Below are 23,618 nucleotides of genomic sequence, written 5' to 3'. Positions count from 1 at the left end.
AGAACGCCATGTACAAATACGACGCCATCGACCGCCAGCTGATCCTCGACCGGGTCGAGCAGTTTCGCGACCAGGTCCGCCGCTGGCAGGCCGGCGAACTGACCGACGACGAGTTCCGCCCGCTGCGCCTGCAGAACGGCCTCTACATCCAGCGCCACGCGCCGATGTTCCGCATCGCCGTGCCTTACGGCATGCTCAATTCGGCGCAGTTGCGCAAACTCGCCCACGTCGCCCGCCAGTACGACCGCGGCTACGGCCACTTCACCACCCGCCACAACCTGCAGTTGAACTGGCCGAAGCTGACCGACGTGCCCGACATCCTGGCCGAACTGGCCGAGGTCGACCTGCACGCCATCCAGACCTCGGGCAACTGCATCCGCAACATCACCACCGACCAGTTCGCCGGCGTCGCCGCCGACGAGATCATCGATCCGCGCCCGCTGGCCGAGATCCTGCGCCAGTGGAGCACCTTCCACCCGGAATTCGCCTTCCTGCCGCGCAAGTTCAAGTTCGCCATTTCCGGCACAGGGGAAGACCGCGCAGTGACCTGGTTCCACGACATCGGCCTGCACCTCAAGGTGGTCGACGGCGTCACCGGCTTCACCGTGATCGTCGGCGGCGGCCTCGGCCGCACGCCGATCCGCGGCCAGGTGGTGCGCGAGTTCCTGCCCTGGCAGCACATCCTCAGCTACTGCGAGGCGATCCTGCGCGTCTACAACCGCTTCGGCCGCCGCGACAACGCCTACAAGGCGCGCATCAAGATCCTGGTGCAGGCGCTCGGCGTCGAGGAATTCGCCAAGCTGGTCGAAGCCGAATGGGCGCACGCCAAGGACGGCCCGGCGACCATCACCCAGGCTGAGTACGAGCGCGTCGCGGCGCATTTCGGCGCCCCGGCCTACGAGACGATCAGCACCGTCGACGCCGGCTACCAGGCGAAGATCGTCGAAGAAAAGGCCTTCGCCCGCTGGGTCGAGCGCAACACCCATGCGCACAAGGTTGATGGCTACGCGGCGGTCACGCTGTCGCTGAAGCCGCACGGCGTCGCGCCGGGCGACATCACTGCCGAGCAGATGGAAGTCGTCGCCAACCTCGCCGACCGCTACAGCTTCGGCGAATTGCGCATCAGCCACGAGCAGAACGTCATCCTGGCCGACGTCAAGCTGGCCGATCTTTACGCCGTCTGGCAACAGGCCAAAGCGGCCGGTCTGGCGACGCCCAACATCGGCTTGCTGACCAGCATCATCTGCTGCCCGGGCGGCGATTTCTGCGACCTCGCCAACGCCAAGTCGATCCCCATCGCCACTGCCATCCAGCAGCGCTTCGACGACCTCGACTACCTGTTCGAGATCGGCGAGATCGACCTCAACATCTCCGGCTGCATGAACGCCTGCGGCCACCACCACGTCGGCCACATCGGCGTGCTCGGCGTGGACAAGAACGACGCCGAGTTCTACCAGGTCACGCTCGGCGGTCGCCAGGGCAACGACGCCAAACTCGGCAAGGTGATCGGCCCGTCGTTCTCGGCCGAGGAGATGCCCGACGTGGTCGAGAAGATCATCAAGGTGTATCTGGAGAACCGCCACCCCGACGAGCGTTTCATCGACACCTTCGACCGGATCGGCATCGACCCGTTCAAGAACCGCGTCTACGAAGGCCGCGCCCACGGCAAGGCCAAGGTTGCACAAAAGGAGGCCGCATAACATGGCACAACTGATCAAGCAGGGCGCGCTCGCCGCCGACACCTGGACGACCCTGCCCCTGGCCGAAGGCGAGACGCCCGACACCGTCGCCCTGCCCGCCGGCGACGTCATCTTCCCGCTCGCCGTGTGGCTGGCGCGCAAGAACGAGATCGTCTCCTGCCACAAGCGCATCGGCCTCCTGCTACTGCCCGACGACAAGGTCGAGGAGATCGCCGCTGACCTCGACTACTTCGTCGTCGTCGCCGTGCATTTCCCGAAGTTCGTCGATGGTCGCGGCTACTCGACCGCCGCCCTGCTGCGCCAGCGTTACCGTTACCAGGGCGAACTGCGCGCCGTTGGCGACGTGCTGCACGACCAGCTCTTCTTCATGAAGCGCGTCGGTTTCGACAGCTACGCGCTGAAGGACGGCAAGAACGCGGTCTACGCCATCGACCAGGGCTTTTCGCCGTTCTCCGCCACCTACCAGGGTTCGACCGACCAACCCGAACCGCACTTCCGCCGCCGCACCGCCTGACAAGATCGCCCGCCATGACGCCAGCTCTCCTCAACATCACCCCCGAACTTGCCGCCAGCACCGCCGCCAAGGCCGACGCCGCGCGCGCGCTGCTCGCCGAGATCGCCGGCGCCTGGTCGCCGTCCGCCTTCGCCAACAGCCTCGGTGCCGAGGACATGGTCCTCACCGACCTGATCGTCAAGGCCGGCCTGCCGATCGAAATCTTCAGCCTCGACACCGGCCGCCTGCCGGCCGAGACCTACGACCTGATGGCCAAGGTGGACCAGCACTACGGGCTGAAACTGAAGATCTACTTTCCGCAAGCCGAGGAAGTCGAAAGTTTTGTGCGCCAGCACGGCATCAACGCCTTCTACGATTCGGTGACGCTCAGGAAAGCCTGCTGCTACGCGCGCAAGGTCGAACCGCTGCGCCGCGCGCTGGCCGACAAGCGCGCCTGGATCACCGGCATGCGCGCCGAACAGGCCGCCACCCGTGGCCAGTTGGCGACGCAGGAATACGACGAAGGCAACGGCCTGGAAAAATTCAACCCGCTCGCCGCCTGGAGCGAGAAGGAAGTCTGGACCTACATCAAGCAGAATGCCGTGCCCTACAACGCCCTGCACGACAAGTTCTACCCCAGCATCGGCTGCGCCCCGTGCACCCGCGCCGTCTCGCTCGGCGAAGACATCCGCGCCGGCAGATGGTGGTGGGAGTCGCCGGAATCCAAGGAGTGCGGCCTGCACGTGAAGGCGTGAGCCGGAAATAATTCCATGGTCATCCCAGGAACGAGCGGTTAAACTCGCCGCCTCTGACTTGGAGCACAGGACAATGGCAATCATCTTTGGTGTTGAAACGAACGACAGCAAGACCGGCACGGCGGAAAACGACCTGATCGTCGGCGGACGCTCGGGGGCAACCTATACCAATGCAGTCGCCAACCTGGCGGCCCACGGCGTTGGCGTCAGCGGCTACGTCTATTCGAGCTACGGCAATCGCTCGGCGCAGGAAATCAACCAGGACATCTGGTTGATGAAGGAGAATTTCGCCGGCATGACGTCGGTTTTCATCGACGAGGTCTCGGGTAGCCACAACGATCTCGCCACCTACCAGGCGGTGGTCGACTACGCCCACAGCCTCGGCCTGAAGGTCATTTTCAACCCCGGCACCCTGCCCGAAGACAGCGCCTACCTGGCGCTGGCCGATGTCACCGTGATCGGCGAGGATGCCGGCGACGTCTCGTCGTCGATCGCCGCCGGCCGCGATCTGGGTTACGGCCCGGAGAAGATCGCCGGGCTGGAATACGCGGTTCCCGCAGCATCGGTACTGGCCAACGCGGATCAGCTATTCGCCCAGGGCGCCGGCTATGTCTACGTCACCGAGGACGGCACCGACGGCAACCCGTGGGACTCGCTGTCCTCGCAGTTCACGGCCCAGGCCGAGATGGCGGCCGCCCATGGCGGTCAGTTGCTGCTGCCGCTCTACCTCTATCCCGACACCGAGTCCTGGGGCAAGGTGGCGGCGGCCGGTGCCGCGGTGACCGCCATCGTCAATCCGAACAACGGCCCGCAGACCGGCAACGACACCCTGCGCGGCGGCGCCGGCAACGACAAGCTGATGGGCTTCGACGGCGTCGACAAGCTTTACGGCGATCAGGGCGACGACCTGATCTTCGGCGGCAGCGGCAAGGACACGCTTTACGGTGGTATAGGCAACGACGTCCTGGTCGGTGGCAGCGGCAAGGACATCCTGACCGGCGGCAGCGGCAACGACCGCTTCGTTTTCGAGGTCGCCGCCGAATCGGGGATCACCACCAGCAGCCGCGACCAGATCGTCGACTTCACGCGCGGCCGCGACCGCATCGATCTTTCCGCCATCGACGCCGACAGCACGAGCGACGGCAACCAGTCGTTCAGCGCACTGATCGGTAGCCGTGCCAGCTTCAATGAGCCGGGGCAACTGCGTTACTCGGCCGGCATCCTGTACGGCAACACCGATGGCGACGCGGCAGCGGAATTTTCCATCGAACTGAGCGGCGTCTCCTCGCTGACGCTGGCCGACTTCCTGCTCTGAACGGCGTTGCAGGCCGGTTTCGGCCTGCCATTGCGCATTCCAGGCAAGCGATGAAGCACAACAAAAAGGGCGCCCATGTCGGCGCCCTTTTTCTTTCCTGCTGCGTGCCGTGGCTTACTTCGCCTTGACCCGCTTTTCCATGCGCGCGGCACGTTCGCCCGGCGCCGGGTGGCTGGAGAAGGCGCTGCGGTCGTTGCCGTAGAGTTTTTCCAGCTTGCGCAGCGCGGTGACGGCGCCGGCGTTCTTCAGCTTCTGCTTGGCAAGGTAGTCAACCGCGTAATCGTCGGCCTCGTTTTCCTGCTTCTGCGAGAACTGGGCGTTGATCAGCGCTTCGCCGAGGGCGCCGAGTTCCGAAGCGGCGATCGCCGCCACCGCGCCATTGCCGCTGCTGGCGGCAGCCTGACGGGCGGCCGAACTGGTGTGCGCGAGTTGCAGCGCGCGCTTCGAATGACCGAGCATGACGTGGCCGACTTCATGCGCCAGCACGTAACGCAGTTCGTCGTCGGTGAACTTGTCCATCAGACCGGAATAGACGCGGATCGAACCATTCGGCACGGCAAAGGCATTGACGTCGTTCTTCATGTAGACCTTGAAATCGAGATTGACCTTGTCGATCTTGGTCCAGCCCACGGTGAGTTTCTGCAAGCGCTTGGCATACTTGCTGCGCGGCGCGGCAATCTGGTTGCGCTGATCTTCGTTGGCGGCGGTGCGCTTGCCCAGTTCGAGCATCTCGGCATCGCTGAGGCTGGCCACGGCAACCACCGAGCTACCGATATCGATGGCGCTGCTCGCCGGCATCTCGCCGCCAGCGCCGGTCGTCTTGCAACCGGACAGGGTGAACAGGGAAGCAGCAAGCAGTGGCAGCCAGGCGGAGCGTTGCATTTTTCTTACCTCAGATTGAAAAACCCGAAATGTTACTCGCCACGGCCATGCCATTCAAGTTTTATAAGCAAATGTATTATTTTCATGGCAACAAATAACCGATAAACAACAAAAATTCATTGATAAACAAAAAACAGCAGATTTCAGCAAAGTTTTTTGATAACTCGCCCCAACCTGAATCACCCCGCAATACCGACAAGAACCAAGAGGATCGCCAGCACCGGCCCGAAAGCCTGGTCGAACCACAGGGCCATGGCGAAGGCGGTGATGTAGCCGCCGACACTGACGAGCAGCGCCAGACGCAGTCCGCGCCGCCAGTCGCCGGCCCGCCGGAAGGCGAGCCAGGGCGGGACGAAGACCAAGGCGAAGGTGGCCATCACGCCCAGGGTCGTGGTCGCCAGGGCCAGCGCCAGCGCGGCAAGCAGGTCGAAGCCGCCATGCACCGGCCAGATGGCGGCGCCGCGCAGGCGGAAGTGATCCGGGTAAAGCCGGCTGAGCAGCAACGGACGGGACAGGCGGCGCAAAACCAGCAGGCAGCCGAGCGTGCCGGCGGCAACGGTGGCCAGCCGCCCAGCGTCGGCAAAATACAGCTGACCGTCGAAAAGCGCGCTGCCGACGCGCTCGGCGAGCGGATGGTTGGCGGCGACCAGCATGCCGGCGGCCCAACCGGCGAGCAACAACAGCGGGAAAAGCGCGGCGGCCGGCAGACGCGCGGCGAGCGGCTCCTTGGCCAGGGCGGCGGCGGCAGCGGCGGCAACGCCACCGGCCGGCGGCGGCAGGCCGGCCAGCATGGCGAGCAGCGCGCCGCCCGCGGCGACGTGGGCGTAGGCAAGCGCCGCCAGCCATTCCTCGCGCAGGCGCAGGTAGCAGCCAACCAGCGGCAGCAACACCGCCAGGCAAAGGCCAGTCAGGAAGGGAATGGCGAACAGGTCAGGGAACATCGGGGGCTTCCAGGCGGATGACGGCGTCGCAAGCCGCGTCGAGGAACGCGGCGTCGTGGCTGACGACGAGGCAAGCGCAGCCGGCAGCGGCACGCAGCCGCAGGGCCTCACCAAGGTGGGCGACGCCGGCGGCGTCGAGGTTGTTGGTCGGCTCGTCGAGCAGCAGCAGGTCGGCCGGCGCCTGCAGCACCGCCCACAGGGCGAGGTAGTGGCGCTGGCCGCCGGACAGCAGGTCGAGACGGCGATCCAGGCAACCCGCCAGCCAGGACGGCAGGCCGGCGCTGCCGGCGCCGGTCAGGGCCAGCAGTTCGCGTCCGGCCAGCGGCAGGCCGGCGAGCGGCGGCACCTCCTGCGTCTGCAGGCCGATGCGGACACCCGGCGCGACCGCCAGCCGGCCGCCGAAGACCCGCGCCCGACCGGCAATCGCCGCCAGCAGCGTGCTCTTGCCGGCGCCGTTGGCGCCGCTCAGGCCGACGATCCCTGCGGCGGCAAGCCGCAGGTCCACCGGGCGCGTCGCCGGCTCTTGCCAGCCGGCGACGACGCCATCGAGAGCGAGCACCGGCGGATTCACCGCAGCCCCTGCAGCAAGCGGGCGATGCTGTCGTCGAAGAGACCGAACAGGTCCTGCGCCGCCGGCGATCCGCCGACGGTATAAGGCAGGACCAGGGCCGGGATGGCGGCACGGCTGGCGAACCATTCGCTCGCCGCCGCCGGCTGGTAGGCGGCGCGCAGGACCAGGCGCGCCGGCCGCGCCCGCTGCCTTTCGAGCAGCGCGGCGAGCTGGCCGCTGCTCGGTTCGACACCGGGCTTGGGTTCGAGCGTGCCGATTTCCGGCATGCCCAGCCAGTGTGTCAGGTAGGCGAAGGAGCCGTGATGGACCAGCACCGGCACTCCGCGCAAGGGGGCGGCGGTCTTTTCCCAGCGGCCAATCGCCACCCGCCAGCGGCCGGCGAAATCGGCGAAACCGGCGCGGTAGGCGGCGGCGTTCGCCGGATCGACGCGCGCCAGCCGCTCGGCCAGCGCCTCGCCGATGCGCAGCAGGCGGTACGGGTCGAGATGGACGTGCGGGTTGCCGGCGGCATGCACGTCGCCGTGGGCACGGTCGAGCGCGGCCGGCACCTCGAGGCGCTCGACCAGCGGCGCCGCCTCGAAATAGCCGTCGCGTCCCGGCTGCACCGCGGCGTTGCCGGATTCGCGCAGGACCACCGGCAACCAGCCGGTTTCCAGTTCGGCGCCGGTGGCGACGACCAGTTGCGCACGGCGGGCGCGGGCGAGCAGCGACGGCCGCGCCTCGATCCGGTGCGGGTCCTGCAGCGCGCTCGTGGCGACGAAGACGGCAACGCGCTCGCCGCCGATTTCGCGCGCCAGCGCCCCCCACTCCGGCACCGTCGCGAACACTTCGACCGCCGACCAGGCCGGCAGGCTGGCGAGGGCGGCGAGCAATACGATCAATCTGCGCATGGCGTTTCCTCAGAACTTGTGCGCACCATGGGCACCGAGGCTCATGATGTACTGGACGGTGAACTGGTTGTCGGTGACGCCGGGCATCGAGCGGTCGCGTTCGTACTGCAGGCGGACGCGGGAAAACTCGCTCCAGCTGTAATCGAGCATCAGCGCGCTGCGCTTCGGCCGGTAGCGGGCGAACATCAGGTTTTCGTCGCCGAGTTGGGCGAGCGCGTTGGCACCGATGCGCAGGCTGCCCGAATCGAGCTGCTCGTGGCGCAGGCCGGCTCGCCAGTGCGGCGTGAACTGGTAGACCGCCTGCGCGTACCAGCCGGATTGCCGGCTGCGGTAGCTGTCGCGCGTGCCGTCGCAGGCCGCCCCCGCCTCGTCGGAAAGGCAACCGATGTCGCCGCGCTCGTCACGGTGGAAATACTCGGTCTGGAACTTGAAGTTGCGGTACTTCGGGTTGCCGTCCGGCGCCCATTTCCAGACGAAATCGGCCAGCCAGGTCCGGCTGCGGCCGGTGAAGCTGGCTTCGCCATGCACGTCGTTGGCGTCATGCACCTCCGCCTCGCGCTCCCGGGCACGGGTATGCAGGTAGGACAAACCGGCGCGCCAGCTGTGCGAGCTGCCGGCATCGTCGCCCAGATGCACGAACAAGGCGCCGGCACCGGCGCGGTTCTTGTTGCGGTCGGTGCCCGGGAAATTGGCGCCGCGCCCGGCTTCGGCGCCGAATTCGAGCCAGATCGGCGTCGGTGCCAGCCACTTGAACTGCACCCCGTCCTGCGCGTAGCTGCCGTGCTCGCCGAACAGGGCCTGGTACATCAGCGGCGCGCTGGCGAAGTCCCAGGCATGCGGGTGCTGTTCGTTCTGGTAGCCGATGCCGGACAGAAAACGCCCGCCCTTGAGGCCGATGCCGTGGTCGAGGCCGAGCGACTGGAACCAGGCTTCCTCGACTTCGACCTCGCCGTCGAGCGCCGCCAGGATTGCCTGGCCGCGCCAATAGGGATCGACGTTGGCGGCCAGCATCAGCTCGGTGTGGTCGACCGAGAAACCACGCTTCGAAACGCCCTTGATCCCCTCGCTTTCGTGGTCGTGGCCGGCGGCCGGCCAGAAGCCGCCAATCGCCCGCTCGTCGATGTCCTTCATCGACTTGTACTGGCCCTGCAGGGTCAGCGAGATTTCCGGATTGAAGCCGCCGGCCGGGGTGCCGAGCCGCGGCGCCTCGGTCGCCGCCGCGACAGCGACGGGTTTCTCCGCCAGGGCGCGGCTCTGCGCCAGCTTGTCTTCGAGGGCGGCGATGCGCTGCTCGTAATTCTTCTTCAGTTCGGCGAGCTGGCTGCGGATGGCGGCCAACTCGGCATCCTCGGCCGCCGGCGCGGCGCAGGAAAAGGTGGCCAGCAAGGCCAGGGCAATGGGTTTCTGCAACATGGGTGACTCCTGAAATCGACACGGGGCCACCGCTGAGCGCTCAGCACAGCGGACGGCGAAACACGGGAAGGGGATTTCAGGCGAGCGGCGGTCCGCGCTGCGTCGGCTGCGGCGCGTCAGCCCGCAGCGCCGTCTCGAGCGCCGGTGTCGCCAGCGGAAAAGCCGCGGGTAACGCGGCGATCGCCAACGGCGCCGGAGGTAGCGCCGTCCCCAGGGCATGGGCGACCAGGCAGATGGCGCAGCTCTCCGGCGCCGCGCCGGCATCGTCCCGGGCATGGCCGAGCTCGTGCAAGAGCGCGCCGAGCTGGGCCAGGCAAAGCAACAGGACGAGGGCGAAGCGACGCGGAGCTGGCACGGCAATGCGGAAGGCGAAAATGCAATGTTATATTATTACATTTTTAGCCCGAAACGCGCCAAGACAATCGTGCCGGATTCAGGCGCCAGTTGCCCCTTCGGCCAGGGCCCAGGCCCGGAAAGCAGCCACCGAGGCCCGGCCGGCGAGCATTTCCGGCATTGCCAGCCAGTAGGCGTAGGGCGACGGAATGCGCAGCGCGAACGGCCGGATCAAGCGGCCGGCGGCGACATCGGCCTCGACCAGCGGCGATAGCGCGAGGGCGACGCCCTGCCCGTCGAGCGCCGCCTCGACGGCGAGGATGGCGTTCGAGAAGCGCAGGCCACGCCCGGCATCGACGCCGTGCACGCCGGCCTGCGCCAGCCATTGCTGCCAGCCGGACGGCAGGTCCTCGTCGCTGATCGTCTCGTCGTGGATCAAGACGTGGTGGCGCAGGTCGGCCGGCACCGCCAGCGGTTTGTCAACGCCTGGCAGGCGCGGGCTACATACCGGCACGTAGTCCGGCGAAAAGATCTTGTCGACGCGCAGGCCGGGATAACCGCCGCGGCCGTAGCGGATGGCCACCTCGCAGTCGGCGCTGCGCGGGTCGACCGGGCTGATCCAGCCGGTGTCGCCATCGCGGTCGACGGTATCGTCGCCGCTCGACAGGCGTAGGGCGATCCCCGGGTGGGCGGCGGCGAAGCGCGGCAAGCGCGGCACCAGCCAGCGCGAGGCGAAGCTGGGTGGGGCGTGGATGGTCAACACGCCATCGTCGCCGCTGCGCGTGCCGTCCACAGCCGCCGCCAGGCAATCGAAGCCGCGGCGCAGATCGGGCAGCATCGCGGCACCGGCCGCGGTCAGCTCGATCGCCCGGGTCAGGCGGCGGAACAACGGCACCCCCAGGTAATCCTCGAGCTGACGAATCTGCTGGCTGACCGCCGCCGGCGTCACGTGCAACTCCTCCGCCGCCTGCTTGAAGCTGAGATGGCGGGCCGCCGCTTCAAAAGCGCGCAAGGCCGAGAGGGGAGGTAAACGGTAGGCCACGGACGATTAAGTTTTTCTATTCCATCGCATCATAAAGTGTCGTTTGTCGCCCGGCAAGCCGGTCCGTATTGTTGCGCCCCATCGAGTTTTCGACAGTTTTGGGCCGCCCCTGTGGGCGACACGGTATTTCGAAGCCGGCATGGCGCATGCGCGATGGCGGTTTCACCCTCATGCCTCAGTCTCCTCTGAGCATCACGCGCCCTTGAGTTGTGGGCTTGAGCCCGCCTTGTGCGGGCTTTTTTTTGGCTATCCGTATCTCACCAACGAACATGCAGACGACCAACGTTTCCTCCCGCATCCTTTGTCCCCACCTGCGCGGCAAGATCATGTCCGCCGAAGAGGCCGCCGCCCTGATTCCTTCCGGCGTCAACGTCGGCATGAGCGGCTTTACCGGCGCCGGCTATCCCAAGGCGGTGCCGTCCACGCTGGCCAAGCGCATCATGGATGCCAACCTGCATGGCAAGAAATTCAAGATCGGCGTGTGGACCGGCGCCTCGACCGCGCCCGAACTCGACGGCGCGCTGGCCATGGTCGACGGCGTCGAGATGCGCCTGCCCTACCAGTCCGACCCGACCTGCCGCAAGCGGATCAATGCCGGCGAGATGGAATACATCGACATCCACCTGTCGCACGTCGCCCAGTTCGTCTGGGGCGGCTTCCTCGGCAAGCTCGACGTCGCCGTCGTCGAAGTCGCCGGCATCCTGGAAGACGGTTGACTGATCCCGTCGTCGTCGGTCGGCAACAACAAGACCTGGCTCGATCAGGCCGACAAGATCATCCTCGAAGTCAATGCCTGGCAGAACCCGCACCTCGAAGGCATGCACGACATCTACTACGGCACCGCGCTGCCGCCGCACCGCAAGCCGATCCCCATCGTCAAGACCGACGACCGGATCGGCGAGCCGTATTACCGGATCGATCCCAACAAGGTCATCGCCGTCGTCGAAACCAACAAGGCCGACCGCAACTCGCCGTTCACCCCGCCGGATGCCAACTCCAAGCTGATCGCCGGCCACATCCTCGATTTCCTGCAGCACGAAGTGAAGAAGGGCCGCCTGCCGGCCAACCTGCTGCCGCTGCAATCCGGCGTCGGCAACGTCGCCAACGCGGTGATGGCCGGTCTGCAGGACGGCCCGTTCGAAAACCTGACCGCCTACACCGAAGTGCTGCAGGACGGCATGCTCGACCTGATCAAGTGCGGCAAGCTGACCTGCGCCTCGGCGACTTCCTTCTCGCTCAGCCCGGCGGCGCTGGAAGAACTCAACGCCGACCTGCCGCGTTTCAAGGACTCGATCATCCTGCGCCCGCAGGAAATCTCCAACCACCCGGAAGTCATCCGCCGCCTCGGCGTCATCGCCATGAACGGGCTGATCGAGGCCGACATCTACGGCAACGTGAACTCGACCCACATCATGGGCACCTCGATCATGAACGGCATCGGCGGCTCCGGCGACTTCGCCCGCAACGCCTTCATCTCGATCTTCATGACCCCGTCGTCCGCCAAGGGCGGCAGCGTCTCCTGCATCGTGCCGATGGTCTCGCACGTCGACCACACCGAGCACGACGTCCAGATCATCGTTACCGAGCAGGGTCTGGCCGACCTGCGCGGCCTGGCGCCCAAGCAGCGCGCCAAGGTGGTCATCGAGAAGTGCGCGCACCCGAACTTCCGGCCGGCGCTGCGCGAGTATTACGACCGCGCGCTGCGCTACTCGCCGGGCCGCCACACGCCGCACCTGCTCGACGAGGCCTACACCTTCCTGCCCAACTGGGTCGCCAACCAGACCGCCCGCGCCGCCTGGCGCGACGACGCGACGGTGCAGGCCGACGCCTGGGCCAAGTAAGCCCCCCGCACGCGCCAGGTGGCAGACCTGGCGCGCGAAGCACCACCCAAAGGCCGCAATCGCGGCCTTTTTTCATGACGTACCAGGCCTGCTGCGATGCACCGCCCTTAAGGGTAAACCCCTGCCGATTTCCCATCCCCAGCCCATTTCGCGCATGCAATAATTCCTCATCGATAAACCAGTTGCAGTATCTATAACCATCAGGAGACAACGATGGTCGTCCTGCCCGACAGCGATACACTGCACCGCCCCCCTCCGCCGCCGCACGGCGCCAGTCAGCGGGGCCCACGATGAGCGACGTGATTCTTGAAACCCGCGGCCTGACCAAGGAATTCAAGGGCTTCACCGCCGTTGCCGACGTCAATCTGAAAGTCGAGCGCGGCAGCATCCACGCCCTGATCGGCCCCAATGGCGCCGGCAAGACGACCGTCTTCAACCTGGTCACCAAGTTCCTGCCGCCGACCGCCGGCAGCATCCACTTCAACGGCCAGGACATCACCCACGAGCCGCCGGCGCTCACCGCCCGCCGGGGCTTCGTCCGTTCCTTCCAGATTTCCGCCACCTTCCCGCACCTGACGGTGCTGGAAAACGTGCGCATCGGCCTGCAGCGCAAGCTGGGCACCGAGTTCCACTTCTGGAAGTCGGCCAAGACATTGAACCGTCTGAACGACGAGGCGATGGCGCTGCTCGAGGCGGTGGACCTGGGCAGCTTCGCCGCCACCATGACCTCAGAAATGCCCTACGGCCGCAAACGGGCGCTGGAAATCGCCACGACCCTGGCGCTCGAACCGGAGATGATGCTGCTCGACGAACCGACGCAGGGCATGGGGCACGAGGACATCGAGCGGGTGGTCGAGCTGATCCGCAAGGTGTCGGCCAACCGGACCATCCTGATGGTCGAGCACAACCTGTCGGTGGTCGCCCACCTGTGCCACCGCATCACCGTGCTCACCCGCGGCAGCGTGCTGGCCGAAGGCAGTTACGAGGAGGTTTCGAAGAACCCGCAGGTACTCGAAGCCTATGTCGGCTCCGACAACATGAACGACGCGCACCATTGAGCGGACGACGACCATGACCAGCGCCTTCAAACCGCACCCCGAATACCTCCGCCTCAGCGACCTGCACGCCTTCTACGGCGAATCGCACATCCTGCACGGTCTCGATCTCAGCGTCGCCAAGGGCGAATGCGTCACCCTGCTCGGCCGCAATGGCTCGGGGCGGACCACCACCCTGAAGTCGATCATGGGCCTGGTCGGCCGGCGCACCGGTTCGATCATGATCAGCGGCAACGAGGTGATCCACGAACCCACCCACAAGATCGCCCACCACGGCGTCGGCTACTGTCCGGAGGAACGCGCCATCTTCACCTCGCTCAGTACCGAGGAGAACCTGACCCTGGCGCCCATCATCTCGAGCGGCGGCATGTCGGTCGACGAGCTGTACCAGATGTTCCCCAATCTCGAGGAACGCCGCGCCAGCCCAGGCGGCAAGCTGTCCGGCGGCGAGCAGCAGATGCTGGCCATGGCGCGCATCCTGCGCACCGGCGCCAAGCTGCTGCTGCTCGACGAGATCACCGAAGGCCTGGCCCCGGTCATCGTCAAGAAGCTGGGCGAGGTGATCGTCGAACTGAAGCGACGCGGCTTCACCATCGTCCTCGTCGAACAGAACTTCCGTTTCGCGGCACCGCTGGCCGACCGCCATTACGTGCTCGAACACGGAGAAATCATCGCCACCATCAGCCACGAGGAACTCCCCGGGAAGATGGACTGGCTGCACCAGACACTCGGCGTCTAGCCGAGCCGCCCACCAGGAGAAGACACCCATGAAAACCAAGCAACTTGCCATTACCGCCTGCGCCGCCGCGCTGGCCACCCTGTCCGCCGGAGCTTCGGCCCAGATTTCGGGCGGTTCGGTGAAGATCGGCGTACTCACCGACTTGTCCGGCACCTATTCGGACCTTGCCGGCTCCGGCGCCGTGCTGGCCACCCGCATGGCCATCGACGACTTCATCGCCAAGGAAAAACCCGCTTTCAAGATCGAGATGGTCACCGCCGACCACCAGAACAAGGCCGACATCGCCTCCAACAAGGCGCGCGAGTGGATCGAACGCGAAAACGTCGACACCGTCACCGAGCTGGTCACCACCTCGACCGCGCTGGCGGTGATGAAGGTGGCCAAGGAGAAGGACCGCATCGCCATCATGAATGGCCCGGCCTCGACACCGATCACCAACGAACAGTGCAACGACGTCACCGTGCACTACACCTACGACACCTACGCGCTGGCCAACGGCACGGCCAAGGCGGTCACCACCCAGGGCGGCAAGAACTGGTTCTTCCTGACCGCCGACTACGCCTTCGGCCATTCCCTGGAAAAGGATTCGTCGGCCGTGGTCACCGCCAACGGCGGCAAGGTGCTGGGTTCGGTGCGCCACCCCTTCCCCGGTTCCGATTTCTCGTCCTTCCTGCTCAAGGCGCAGGCCTCGGGCGCCCAGGTCATCGGCCTGGCCAACGCCGGCGCCGACACCACCAACGCGATCAAGCAGGCGGCCGAATTCGGCATCACGCCCAAGCAGTCGCTGGCCGGCCTCCTGATGTTCATCACCGACGTCCATTCGCTCGGCCTCAAGCCGACCCAGGGCATGTTCCTGACCACCGGCTTCTACTGGGACCGCAATGACGAAACCCGCGCCTGGTCGAAGCGCTTCTTCGACAAGCAGAAGAAGATGCCGACCATGGTCCAGGCCGGCCAGTATTCGTCGATCTACCACTACCTGAAGGCGGTCAAGGCGGCGGGCAGCGACGACACCGGCAAGGTGATGGCGATGATGAAGAAGACGCCGATCAACGACTTCTTCGCCAAGAACGGGCAGATCCGCGACGACGGCCGGATGGTGCACGACATGTATCTGGTGCAGGTCAAGAAACCGGCCGACTCCAAGTACCCGTGGGACTACTACACGATCAAGGCGACCATCCCGGCGGCCGAGGCCTTCCAGCCGCTGGCGCAGTCGCGTTGCCCGCTGATCAAGAAATAAGAGCAGCCATCGCAATGCCCGTTGCCGGCGCCGCTCGGCAACGGGCCTGGAGCGCCCCATGGAAATCTTCGGCATCCCCACCGCCCTGCTCGGCAGCCAGCTGCTGGTCGGGCTGATCAACGGCTCGTTCTACGCCATCCTCAGCCTCGGGCTGGCGATCATCTTCGGCCTGCTCAACATCATCAACTTCTGCCACGGCGCGCAGTACATGATGGGCGCCTTCGTCGCCTGGATCGCGCTGACCCGCTTCGGCATCAACTACTGGGTGGCGCTGATCGCCGCGCCGCTGATCGTCGGTGCCGTCGGCGTCGTCATCGAACGCCTGATGCTGCGCCGGCTGTACAAGCTCGACCACCTCTACGGCCTGCTCCTCACCTTCGGCCTGGCGCTCATCATCGAAGGCGTCTTCCGCGACCAGTACGGCATCTCCGGCGAGAGCTACGAAGTGCCCGAACTGCTGTCCGGCGGCATCAACCTCGGCTTCATGTTCCTCCCCATCTACCGCGCCTGGATCATCGTCGCCTCGCTCACCGTCTGCTTCGGCACCTGGTACATGATCGAGCGCACCAAGCTCGGCGCCTACCTGCGCGCCGGCACCGAGAACTCGCAGATGGTGCAGGCGCTGGGCATCAACGTGCCGCTGCTCATCACCTTCACCTACGGCTACGGCGTGGCGCTCGCCGCCTTTGCCGGCGTGCTCGCCGCCCCGGTTTTCCAGGTCAATCCGCTGATGGGCTCCAACCTGATCATCGTCGTCTTCGCCGTCGTCGTCATCGGCGGCATGGGCTCGATCATGGGCTCGATCCTCACCGGCCTCGGCCTCGGCCTGATCGAGGGTCTGACCAAGGTGTTCTACCCGGAAGCGTCCAGCGTCATCGTCTTCGTCATCATGGTCATCGTCCTGCTGGTGCGCCCGGCCGGGCTGTTCGGCAAGACCTGAGCCGTCAAAGGAAAAGCACATGAATGCGCCCACCGCCTTCCCCGAGTCGAAACTGCCGCTGCTGCTGGGCGTCCTCTTCGCCATCGGCCTGGTCGCCCCCTACGCGGTGTACCCGACCTTCCTGATGAAAATCCTCTGCTACGCGCTGTTCGCCTGCGCTTTCAACCTGTTGCTCGGCTTCGTCGGCCTGCTCTCCTTCGGTCATGCCGCCTTTCTCGGCACCGCCGGCTACGTCTGCGGCATGGTGGTGCGCGACGTCGGCCTGACGCCGGAACTGGGCATCCTCGCCGGTACCGTCGCCGCCGGGCTGCTTGGCTGGCTGTTCGGCTGGCTGGCGATCAAGCGCACCGGCATCTACTTCGCGATGATCACCCTGGCCCTGGCCCAGATGGTTTTCTTCCTCTGCGTCCAGATCAAGGAAACCGGCGGCGAGGACGGCCTGCAGGGCGTGCCGCGTGGCCACCTGCTCGGCGTCATCGATCTTTCCGACAACATCGCCATGTACTACCTGGTGTATGCCATCTTCTGCTGCGGCTTCTTCGTCATCTACCGCACCATCCATTCGCCGTTCGGCCAGATCCTCAAGGCGATCCGCGAGAACGAGCCGCGTGCCATCTCGCTCGGCTACGACGTCACCAAATTCAAGCTGATCGCCTTCACCATCTCGGCGGCGCTGGCCGGCACGGCCGGGGCGACCAAGACCCTGGTGTTCCAGCTCGCCTCGCTGACCGACGTGCATTGGCACGCTTCCGGCGAAGTGGTGCTGATGACCCTGCTCGGCGGCCTGGGCACCATCCTCGGGCCGATCGTCGGCGCCGCCACCATCGTCTCGCTGCAGACTCAACTGGCCGATTCGGTCGGCTCCTGGGTGACGGTGATCATGGGCGTCATCTTCGTGCTCTGCGTGCTCGCCTTCCGGCGCGGCATGGTGGGCGAGCTGCAGGCGCTGATCAAGCGATCCGGGGTGAATTGAATCGCCCCGCCGCAGGGCACCGGTTTGCCGGATCGGCTTTGCGCCGTTCCGGCAAACCGGTCGAAATCTGCGGATAACCCCACTATGCTGCACCGCAACACAATGGTAGTCTTCGCCCACTACACTAAGCAAAAAACGGTGGGATCAGCATGAGTGAAATCGACCTGAAACGCTTCTTCCTCGAACAGGTACCCCTGTTCGCCAGCTTCCCGGCCGACAAGGTCGAGGAAATCGTCATCAAATCCCGGCTTGCCACTTTCGAGGGCAACGAGGCGATGCTCGAAACCGGCGATGAAACCCGCCATTTCGGCATCATGATCAGTGGTCACGCCGAGATTTCCAACGCCGACAACACCGGCACCCGCACGGTCATCGCCCAGCTCGGCCCGGGCGACGTCTTCGGCGTGCTCTCGCTGCTCACCGGCGACCGCATTGCCGCCGACGTGATCGCCGGCAACCGCTGCTTCGTGCTGATGGTGCCGCAGGAAGTCTTCACCTCGCACATCCTGGTCAATCCCAAGGCGGTCGCCTACCTGTCGCGACTGCTCGCCGAACGGACCAGGGCGATCAGCGCCGGCGAACTCGCCGCCGACGGTCAAGGCAAGGCCAAGGCCGGTGCCGGCGACCTGCTGTCGCTGACCACCCGCAAGCCGGGCAAGGTCGTCGCCCTCAACGTCGGCATCAGCCAGATCCACTTCGGCATCTACGACACCGAGGAAAGCGGCGCCGACATCCACGGCATCATTGACAACGCCGACCAGCAGCACGCCCAGATCACGGTCATGGTCGGGCCGCAGCGGCAGACGCTGGAACACGAGCCGTTCAAGCTGTCCGACCTGTTCAAGGTGATGAGCGAAGCCACCGCCCGGCTCGGCAAGGCCTTCACCTTCCACCCGGAGGACGTCGTCGCCATCGGCCACCGCGTCGTCCACGGCGGCAACCGCTTCTCCAGCTCGGCGGTGATCACCCCGGCGGTGATCGCCGACATCGAGGAACTCGCCGTCTTCGCGCCGCTGCACAACCCGGTCAACGTCGCCGGCATCCGCGTCGCCCTCAAGCAGTTCCCGAACGTGCCGCAAGTTGCCGTCTTCGACACCGCCTTCCACCAGACACTGGCCCCCTACGCCTACCTCTACGGCCTGCCCTACGACCTCTACAAGCAGCACGGCATCCGCCGCTACGGCTTCCACGGCACCTCGCACCGCTACGTCTCGCTGAAGGCGGCGGAAGTCCTGCAGCGCCCGCTCGGCGAACTGGAAATCGTCTCCTGCCACCTCGGCATCGGCGCCTCGCTGTGCGCCATCGACCACGGCCGCTCGGTCAACACGACGATGGGGATGACGCCGACCGACGGCCTGATCATGCCCAGCCGCTCGGGCAGCATCGACCCGGCGGTGATGATCCACCTGATGGAACAGCACAAGATGTCGCCGGCCCAACTGTCCACGCTGATCAACTGCGACAGCGGCCTGAAGGGCATCTCCGGCATTTCCAACGACATCCACGAGATCGAGGCCGCCGCCGCCGAGGGCCACCACCGCGCGCTGCTCGCGCACAAGGCGTTCTGCTACCAGGTGCGCAAGAACATCGGCGCCTACGCGGCGGCGATGGGCGGCATCGACGTCCTCGCCTTCACCGGCGACATCGGCGAAACCAGCGCCACGGTGCGCAGCCTGGCCTGCCAGGGCCTCGGCTACATGGGCATCAAGCTCGACGAGGACAAGAACCGCCACCTCGGCAAGTTCGATTCCTACGCAGTCATTTCCGCCGACGATTCGCCGGTGCAGATCCTGGTCGTCGCCAACGACGACGAACGACTGGTCGCCTGGGAAACCCTGCGCGCCATCGAACGCAACGAACTGCTGCTGGAAGCGCAGGCCGAAGACGCACCGGCGATCCCGGTCGAAATCTCGGCCCACCACGTGCACCTGGCGCAGGCCGACGTCGAGGCGCTGTTCGGCCCCGGCCACCAGTTGACGCCGATGCACGAACTGTCGCAGCCCGGCCAGTACGCCTGCGAGGAAAAAGTGCACCTGGTCGGTCCCAAGGGGCGCATCGCCAACGTCCGCGTGCTCGGCCCGACGCGCAAGGAAACCCAGGTCGAGATCGCGATGACCGAGCAGTTCAAGCTCGGCGTCCAGCCGCCGATCCGCCAGTCGGGCGACCTCGCCGGCACCCCCGGGCTGACGCTGGAAGGCCCCTACGGCAGCAGCCAGATCGAGCGCGGCGTGATCTGCGCGCAACGCCACATCCACATGTCGCCGGAAGACGCGATCCGCTTCCGGGTGCGCGACAACACGGTCGTCCGCGTCCGCGTCGAAGGCCCGCGCCAGCTGATCTTCGGCGACGTCGTGGTGCGCGTTAACCCGGCCTTCCGGCTGGCCATGCACATCGACACCGACGAAGGCAACGCCGGCAACATCCAGACCGGCATGCTCGGCTACATCGAGGAAATCCAGAGCCGCGCCTGAGCTCGGGAAAACCCTGGCCGCGCCGCGGATTCACGGGTGATGGGCGTAGAATGGGGGTTTGCCTCATTCGACGCCCATCATGTCCTTCTCCGCGTCCCGCTGCTGCGCTTTCCTGCTTGTCCTTTTCCTGGCTTTTGCCGGCCAGCGCCCAGTGCTGGCACAGACCCTGTACTTCGCGCCGCTGCCGATGGAGCAGCCGGAAGAAGTGATCAAGCAGTTCAAGCCGATGCTCGACTACCTGGAAAAGCGCCTGGGCGCCAAGATCGAAATCCGCTACTCGAGCTCCTACGCCGAGATCCTCGAACGCTTCCGCACCGGCCAGCTCGACCTCGCCTACCTCGGCCCGCTGCCCTACGTCAGCCTGCGCGACAACTACCCGCAAGCCGAACCGCTGGTGCATTTCCTGGAAAAGAACGGCCAGGCGACCTATTCCTGCGCCCTGATCGGCGCCGGCGCCAAGCTGGCCAAACCCCTGCGCGGGAAGACTTTCGCCCTGACCCAGCCGCTGTCGACCTGTGGCTTCCTGGCCGTCGACGGGATGCTGCGCGAACGCGGCGAAAAGCTCGAGAACCAGCGCTTCCGCTACCTCGACAAGCATGACGAGGTCGCCCTCGCCGTCGCCAGCGGCGATTTCGAGTTCGGCGGCGTGAAAACCGCGATCGCCCAGCGCTATGCCCATCTCGGCGTCAGCGTCCTGGCCGAGACGCCGCCCCTGCCCGCCTTCGCGCTGATCGCCAACAGCCGGCGCATGTCCGCGCAACGCATCGAGGAATTGCGCCAGGTGCTGACCGGGCTCGACGCCAAGGGCCGCGACCAGGCCATGCTCGCCACCTGGGGCGCGCAGTTGCGCCAAGGCGCCATTGCGGCGCGCGACGCCGACTACGATGTCGTGCGCCGCCTGCGCCAGCAGGCCAGCATCCCGGAAAAGGGCAATTTCTGAGCATGCCCGGAGCGTTGGCGAAGGCAGGCAAGCGCATCGGCCACCGCTGGGCACTGCTCGTATTCCTGGTACTGCCGCTGATCGGCACCTGGCTGCTGCACGACAGCCAGCTCGCAAAACAGCGCCTGCACGAAGAGCAGCACATCCAGGCACTGGGCACGATCTACGAAGCCAGCCTGCAGACCTACGCCAAGGCGACGAGCATCCTGTTCTCGGAACGGATCAAGCAGGAAGAAGTGCTGCGGCTGATGGACGCCGCCTCGCACGCCCAGGGCGAGGCGCAGATTCCCTACCGCGCCCAGCTCTACCGGCTGCTCGCGCCGACCTACCGCAACCTGCGCCAGCTCGGCATCCGCCAGCTCCACTTCCAGACTGCCGACGGCAGCAGTTTCCTGCGCTTCCACGAGCCGCAGAAATACGGCGACAACCTGCTCGCCATCCGTCCCTCGATCCGCCAGGTGCTGGAAACCCGGCAGGCGGTCCAGGGCTTCGAAGCCGGTCGCGTCAAGTCGGGTTTCCGCTTCGTGCACCCGCTGCTCGACGGCGAGCGCCTGCTCGGCAGCGTCGAAACCAGCATCGGCTTCCGCTTCATCAGCGACGCCATGCATCAACTGCAACCGTCGCGCGAGTTCCACTTCGTGCTGGCCAAGGCAACGACGCTGCCCGTACTGTTCGAGTCCGAACGCTGGCTGTACGGCGAGTCCGACCTCCATCCCGACTTCCTGGTCGAAGACCCGCAGGTCGTCCTGCCGGACAGCCCGCCGGCACCGTCGCCCGAGGTCAACGCGATCAACCGCAAGCTGCACGAGATGGCCGAGGTGCGCAGCGGCATGCACGACTTCCGCGCCTTCTCGATCAGCGTCAGCGTCGACGACCAGCCCTGGGTGGTCAGCTTCCTGCCGATCAAGGACGTTTCCGGGGTGTCCAGCGCCTACATCCTGTCCTACACCCGGGCGCCCTACCTCGACGTCCTGCGCCACGAATTCCTGACCCAGCTCGCCCTCATGCTGGTCACCCTGGGCATCCTGCTGTTCCTGCTGCTGCGCCTGATCAAGTCGCGCGAGCGGGTGCTGCGCGAACAGCGCAACCTGGTCGCCGTCACCGAAACCATGGGCGACGGCCTCTACGTGCTCGACGAGAATGGCAAGGTCGTGCTGGTCAATGCGGCGGCGCTGCAACTGCTCGGTTTCGAGCGCCAGGACCTGGTCGGTCAGGTCGGCCATTACCTGTTCCACCGCCATGGCGACACCGGCTGCGGCCCGCTCGACGAATGCCCGATCTACCGCAGCGTCAAGCAGGGCAAGCACTTCTTCGGCGAAGAACAGTTCTCGCGCGCCGACGGTAGCCAGTTGCCGGTCGAAGTCAGCAGTACGCCGCTCTACGACGGCCGGCGCATCGCCGGTTCGGTCACCGCCTTCCGCGACATCACCCGGCGCAAGGCGGACGAACAGCAACTGCGCCAGGCGATGGCCGACGCCGAAGCCGCCAACGAAGCGAAGAGCGCCTTCCTCGCCAACATGAGCCACGAGATCCGGACGCCGATGAACGGCATCCTCGGCCTCACCGCGCTGACCCTCGACAGCGAACTCGACGCGACGCAGCGCCAGTACCTCGAACTGGTCCGCCAGTCGGCCGAATCGCTGATGCTGATCCTCAACGACATCCTCGACTTCTCGAAGATGGAAGCCGGCCGCATGGTCCTCGAGGCAACGACCTTCCGCCTGCGCGAACTGGCGCTCGGCACCGCCCGCGTGCTCGCCGCGCGCGCCGCCGAAAAAGGGCTGGAAGTGCTGATCGACATCGCCCCGGAAGTCCCCGACGCGCTGGTCGGCGATCCCGGCCGGCTGCGCCAGGTGCTGCTCAACCTGATCGGCAACGCGATCAAGTTCACCGAACACGGCGAAGTCACGCTGCGCATCGCCCTCGCCAGCACCGGCAGGAAGCCGTGCCGCCTGCGCCTGGCGGTGATCGACACCGGCATCGGCATCGACCACGCCAAACAGGCAAGCATCTTCGAAGCCTTCGGCCAGGCCGACGCCAGCGTCACCCGACGCTTCGGCGGCACCGGCCTGGGCCTCACCATCAGCCGCGAAATCGTCCGCCTGATGGGCGGCGAACTGGCCGTCAACAGCACGCCCGGCGCCGGCAGCAACTTCCACTTCGAACTGGAATTCCCGCTCGCCGACGACAACGCAGCCGAGCCGCCGCCGCTCCCCGAAGCCGGCATCGACAGCCTGTGGCTGCTCGCCGTGCGCAACGAGCGCCTGCGCAAACTGCTCGCCGCCGGCCTGCGCAAGCAGCGCCGCCAGGTACAGCTATGCGCCAGCAGCGAGACCCTGCGCGAGCAGATGCAGCAAAGCGCCAGACTGGGCGAGACGGCGCGCTACGACGTGCTGGTCGCCGAACAGGACTGGCTGCCGGCCAACTTCGCCGACATGCCGCTCTACCGCAGCGGCCTGCGCCCCGGCGCGGTGGTCCTGGCGCTGGTGCCGATGAACGCGGCGGCACCGTCGGCGTCGCGCAGCTTCGCCTCGCGCGAGCTGCCCAAACCATTGCTGCCGGAAGACCTGATCGCCGCCGAACACGAAGTCCGCGAGCAGGCCCGCCGCCCCGACAAGCGCCGCGCCTGGGAAGGCGATGCCGCCGCCTTGCCCGGCAGCGGCGACGAACTGCACCTGCTGCTGGTCGAGGACAACCCGATCAATCAGCGGCTGGCCACCGCGCTGCTGGAAAGACAGGGACACCGGATCAGCATCGCCGGCCACGGCCAGGAAGCGCTCGACCTGCTGGCGGCGCAACCGGACATCGAGATGATCCTGATGGACCTGCAGATGCCGGTGATGGACGGCTTCGAAGCCACCCGCCAGTGGCGCCAGCAGGAAAGCGCCAGCGGCCGCCGGCCGCTGCCGATCATCGCCATGACCGCCAACACCATGGCCGGCGACCGCGAGGCCTGCCTCGCCGCCGGCATGGACGGTTACGTGGCGAAGCCGGTCAACGCCGCGGCGCTGAAGAGCGAGATCGAACGCCTCCACCCGCGCGCCAAGCAGCCCTGAGCGGCGCCCGCGCGGCCGGGGCCCG

The 23,618-nt window shown here is 66.3% G+C and carries 21 protein-coding genes; 14 read left to right on the top strand and 7 right to left on the bottom strand.

Annotation, left to right across the window (positions count from 1 at the left end; all coding sequences use genetic code 11):
* Nucleotides 1-8: 8 nt before the first annotated feature.
* From AC0KWY_RS21180 to AC0KWY_RS21165, 4 genes are all read left to right on the top strand, one after another.
* Nucleotides 9-1,700, top strand: a complete 1,692-nt coding sequence (locus AC0KWY_RS21180) for a nitrite/sulfite reductase (RefSeq protein WP_474027473.1) — start codon at nucleotides 9-11, stop codon at nucleotides 1,698-1,700.
* 1 nt (nucleotide 1,701) lies between these two features.
* On the top strand, nucleotides 1,702-2,214 hold the full coding sequence (locus tag AC0KWY_RS21175) for a DUF934 domain-containing protein (RefSeq protein ID WP_474027472.1): 513 nt from the start codon (nucleotides 1,702-1,704) through the stop codon (nucleotides 2,212-2,214).
* Between the two features lie 14 nt (nucleotides 2,215-2,228).
* On the top strand, nucleotides 2,229-2,948 hold the full coding sequence (locus tag AC0KWY_RS21170) for a phosphoadenylyl-sulfate reductase (protein WP_474027471.1): 720 nt from the start codon (nucleotides 2,229-2,231) through the stop codon (nucleotides 2,946-2,948).
* A 73-nt stretch (nucleotides 2,949-3,021) separates the two neighbouring features.
* A complete protein-coding gene (locus AC0KWY_RS21165) occupies nucleotides 3,022-4,263 on the top strand; it encodes a spherulation-specific family 4 protein (protein ID WP_474027470.1) in 1,242 nt (413 codons plus the stop codon).
* A 114-nt stretch (nucleotides 4,264-4,377) separates the two neighbouring features.
* Here the strand turns inward: AC0KWY_RS21165 and AC0KWY_RS21160 are convergent, their stop codons facing one another.
* The 7 genes from AC0KWY_RS21160 to gcvA form a co-directional block, all read right to left on the bottom strand.
* Entirely contained in the window at nucleotides 4,378-5,145 is a 768-nt protein-coding gene (locus AC0KWY_RS21160; protein WP_474027469.1) for a M48 family metalloprotease, read from the bottom strand.
* A gap of 179 nt (nucleotides 5,146-5,324) precedes the next feature.
* Nucleotides 5,325-6,086, bottom strand: a complete 762-nt coding sequence (locus AC0KWY_RS21155) for a metal ABC transporter permease (protein ID WP_474027468.1) — start codon at nucleotides 6,084-6,086, stop codon at nucleotides 5,325-5,327.
* Nucleotides 6,076-6,645 (bottom strand): ATP-binding cassette domain-containing protein, encoded by a 570-nt coding sequence (locus tag AC0KWY_RS21150; protein ID WP_474027467.1) that lies wholly within the window; start codon nucleotides 6,643-6,645, stop codon nucleotides 6,076-6,078. Before AC0KWY_RS21150 ends, AC0KWY_RS21155 begins: the two co-directional genes overlap by 11 nt.
* A gap of 8 nt (nucleotides 6,646-6,653) precedes the next feature.
* On the bottom strand, nucleotides 6,654-7,547 hold the full coding sequence (locus tag AC0KWY_RS21145; protein WP_474027466.1) for a metal ABC transporter substrate-binding protein: 894 nt from the start codon (nucleotides 7,545-7,547) through the stop codon (nucleotides 6,654-6,656).
* 9 nt (nucleotides 7,548-7,556) lie between these two features.
* Nucleotides 7,557-8,960, bottom strand: coding sequence for a TonB-dependent receptor (locus AC0KWY_RS21140; RefSeq protein WP_474027465.1), 1,404 nt, complete (start codon nucleotides 8,958-8,960; stop codon nucleotides 7,557-7,559).
* 76 nt (nucleotides 8,961-9,036) lie between these two features.
* Nucleotides 9,037-9,315, bottom strand: coding sequence for a hypothetical protein (locus tag AC0KWY_RS21135; protein WP_474027464.1), 279 nt, complete (start codon nucleotides 9,313-9,315; stop codon nucleotides 9,037-9,039).
* Nucleotides 9,316-9,393: 78 nt separating this feature from the next.
* Entirely contained in the window at nucleotides 9,394-10,335 is a 942-nt protein-coding gene (gene gcvA, locus AC0KWY_RS21130) for a transcriptional regulator GcvA (protein ID WP_474027463.1), read from the bottom strand.
* Nucleotides 10,336-10,604: 269 nt separating this feature from the next.
* Between gcvA and AC0KWY_RS21125 the strand changes: the two genes are divergently transcribed.
* From AC0KWY_RS21125 to AC0KWY_RS21080, 10 genes are all read left to right on the top strand, one after another.
* Nucleotides 10,605-11,051: a hypothetical protein gene (locus tag AC0KWY_RS21125; RefSeq protein ID WP_474027462.1), complete on the top strand. Its 447-nt coding sequence runs from the start codon at nucleotides 10,605-10,607 to the stop codon at nucleotides 11,049-11,051.
* 102 nt (nucleotides 11,052-11,153) lie between these two features.
* Nucleotides 11,154-12,176 (top strand): acetyl-CoA hydrolase/transferase C-terminal domain-containing protein, encoded by a 1,023-nt coding sequence (locus AC0KWY_RS21120; RefSeq protein WP_474027461.1) that lies wholly within the window; start codon nucleotides 11,154-11,156, stop codon nucleotides 12,174-12,176.
* A 290-nt stretch (nucleotides 12,177-12,466) separates the two neighbouring features.
* Entirely contained in the window at nucleotides 12,467-13,234 is a 768-nt protein-coding gene (locus AC0KWY_RS21115; RefSeq protein WP_474027459.1) for an ABC transporter ATP-binding protein, read from the top strand.
* A gap of 13 nt (nucleotides 13,235-13,247) precedes the next feature.
* Nucleotides 13,248-13,970: an ABC transporter ATP-binding protein gene (locus AC0KWY_RS21110; protein WP_416693920.1), complete on the top strand. Its 723-nt coding sequence runs from the start codon at nucleotides 13,248-13,250 to the stop codon at nucleotides 13,968-13,970.
* Between the two features lie 28 nt (nucleotides 13,971-13,998).
* Nucleotides 13,999-15,213, top strand: coding sequence for an ABC transporter substrate-binding protein (locus tag AC0KWY_RS21105; protein WP_474027458.1), 1,215 nt, complete (start codon nucleotides 13,999-14,001; stop codon nucleotides 15,211-15,213).
* Nucleotides 15,214-15,271: 58 nt separating this feature from the next.
* Nucleotides 15,272-16,153 carry a branched-chain amino acid ABC transporter permease gene (locus tag AC0KWY_RS21100; RefSeq protein WP_474027457.1) on the top strand — a complete coding sequence of 294 codons (882 nt, stop codon included), beginning with the start codon at nucleotides 15,272-15,274 and terminating at the stop codon, nucleotides 16,151-16,153.
* Nucleotides 16,154-16,172: 19 nt separating this feature from the next.
* Complete coding sequence (locus AC0KWY_RS21095; RefSeq protein WP_474027456.1) at nucleotides 16,173-17,126, top strand: branched-chain amino acid ABC transporter permease; 954 nt, start codon at nucleotides 16,173-16,175, stop codon at nucleotides 17,124-17,126.
* Nucleotides 17,127-17,275: 149 nt separating this feature from the next.
* The gene (locus AC0KWY_RS21090; RefSeq protein WP_474027455.1) at nucleotides 17,276-19,597 is read left to right on the top strand and encodes an acetate/propionate family kinase; all 2,322 of its coding nucleotides are present in this window, start codon (nucleotides 17,276-17,278) and stop codon (nucleotides 19,595-19,597) included.
* A 79-nt stretch (nucleotides 19,598-19,676) separates the two neighbouring features.
* Nucleotides 19,677-20,537 carry a PhnD/SsuA/transferrin family substrate-binding protein gene (locus tag AC0KWY_RS21085; RefSeq protein ID WP_474027454.1) on the top strand — a complete coding sequence of 287 codons (861 nt, stop codon included), beginning with the start codon at nucleotides 19,677-19,679 and terminating at the stop codon, nucleotides 20,535-20,537.
* A gap of 2 nt (nucleotides 20,538-20,539) precedes the next feature.
* Nucleotides 20,540-23,593: an ATP-binding protein gene (locus tag AC0KWY_RS21080; RefSeq protein WP_474027453.1), complete on the top strand. Its 3,054-nt coding sequence runs from the start codon at nucleotides 20,540-20,542 to the stop codon at nucleotides 23,591-23,593.
* Nucleotides 23,594-23,618: the final 25 nt, after the last annotated feature.

It is taken from the genome of Azonexus sp. MM2026_4, from assembly GCF_055901855.1.
Note: the sequence above shows the minus strand (reverse complement) of the source record. Positions and strands in the feature narration are given on the sequence as shown.

Bases quoted from the DNA above. Each gene is read 5' to 3' on its own strand.
- AC0KWY_RS21180 (WP_474027473.1), top strand. From the start codon at position 9: ATGTACAAATACGACGCCATCGACCGCCAGCTGATCCTCGACCGGGTC.
- AC0KWY_RS21175 (WP_474027472.1), top strand. From the start codon at position 1,702: ATGGCACAACTGATCAAGCAGGGCGCGCTCGCCGCCGACACCTGGACG.
- AC0KWY_RS21170 (WP_474027471.1), top strand. From the start codon at position 2,229: ATGACGCCAGCTCTCCTCAACATCACCCCCGAACTTGCCGCCAGCACC.
- AC0KWY_RS21165 (WP_474027470.1), top strand. From the start codon at position 3,022: ATGGCAATCATCTTTGGTGTTGAAACGAACGACAGCAAGACCGGCACG.
- AC0KWY_RS21160 (WP_474027469.1), bottom strand. From the start codon at position 5,145: ATGCAACGCTCCGCCTGGCTGCCACTGCTTGCTGCTTCCCTGTTCACC.
- AC0KWY_RS21155 (WP_474027468.1), bottom strand. From the start codon at position 6,086: ATGTTCCCTGACCTGTTCGCCATTCCCTTCCTGACTGGCCTTTGCCTG.
- AC0KWY_RS21145 (WP_474027466.1), bottom strand. From the start codon at position 7,547: ATGCGCAGATTGATCGTATTGCTCGCCGCCCTCGCCAGCCTGCCGGCC.
- AC0KWY_RS21140 (WP_474027465.1), bottom strand. From the start codon at position 8,960: ATGTTGCAGAAACCCATTGCCCTGGCCTTGCTGGCCACCTTTTCCTGC.
- AC0KWY_RS21125 (WP_474027462.1), top strand. From the start codon at position 10,605: ATGCAGACGACCAACGTTTCCTCCCGCATCCTTTGTCCCCACCTGCGC.
- AC0KWY_RS21120 (WP_474027461.1), top strand. From the start codon at position 11,154: ATGCACGACATCTACTACGGCACCGCGCTGCCGCCGCACCGCAAGCCG.
- AC0KWY_RS21115 (WP_474027459.1), top strand. From the start codon at position 12,467: ATGAGCGACGTGATTCTTGAAACCCGCGGCCTGACCAAGGAATTCAAG.
- AC0KWY_RS21110 (WP_416693920.1), top strand. From the start codon at position 13,248: ATGACCAGCGCCTTCAAACCGCACCCCGAATACCTCCGCCTCAGCGAC.
- AC0KWY_RS21105 (WP_474027458.1), top strand. From the start codon at position 13,999: ATGAAAACCAAGCAACTTGCCATTACCGCCTGCGCCGCCGCGCTGGCC.
- AC0KWY_RS21100 (WP_474027457.1), top strand. From the start codon at position 15,272: ATGGAAATCTTCGGCATCCCCACCGCCCTGCTCGGCAGCCAGCTGCTG.
- AC0KWY_RS21095 (WP_474027456.1), top strand. From the start codon at position 16,173: ATGAATGCGCCCACCGCCTTCCCCGAGTCGAAACTGCCGCTGCTGCTG.
- AC0KWY_RS21090 (WP_474027455.1), top strand. From the start codon at position 17,276: ATGAGTGAAATCGACCTGAAACGCTTCTTCCTCGAACAGGTACCCCTG.
- AC0KWY_RS21085 (WP_474027454.1), top strand. From the start codon at position 19,677: ATGTCCTTCTCCGCGTCCCGCTGCTGCGCTTTCCTGCTTGTCCTTTTC.
- AC0KWY_RS21080 (WP_474027453.1), top strand. From the start codon at position 20,540: ATGCCCGGAGCGTTGGCGAAGGCAGGCAAGCGCATCGGCCACCGCTGG.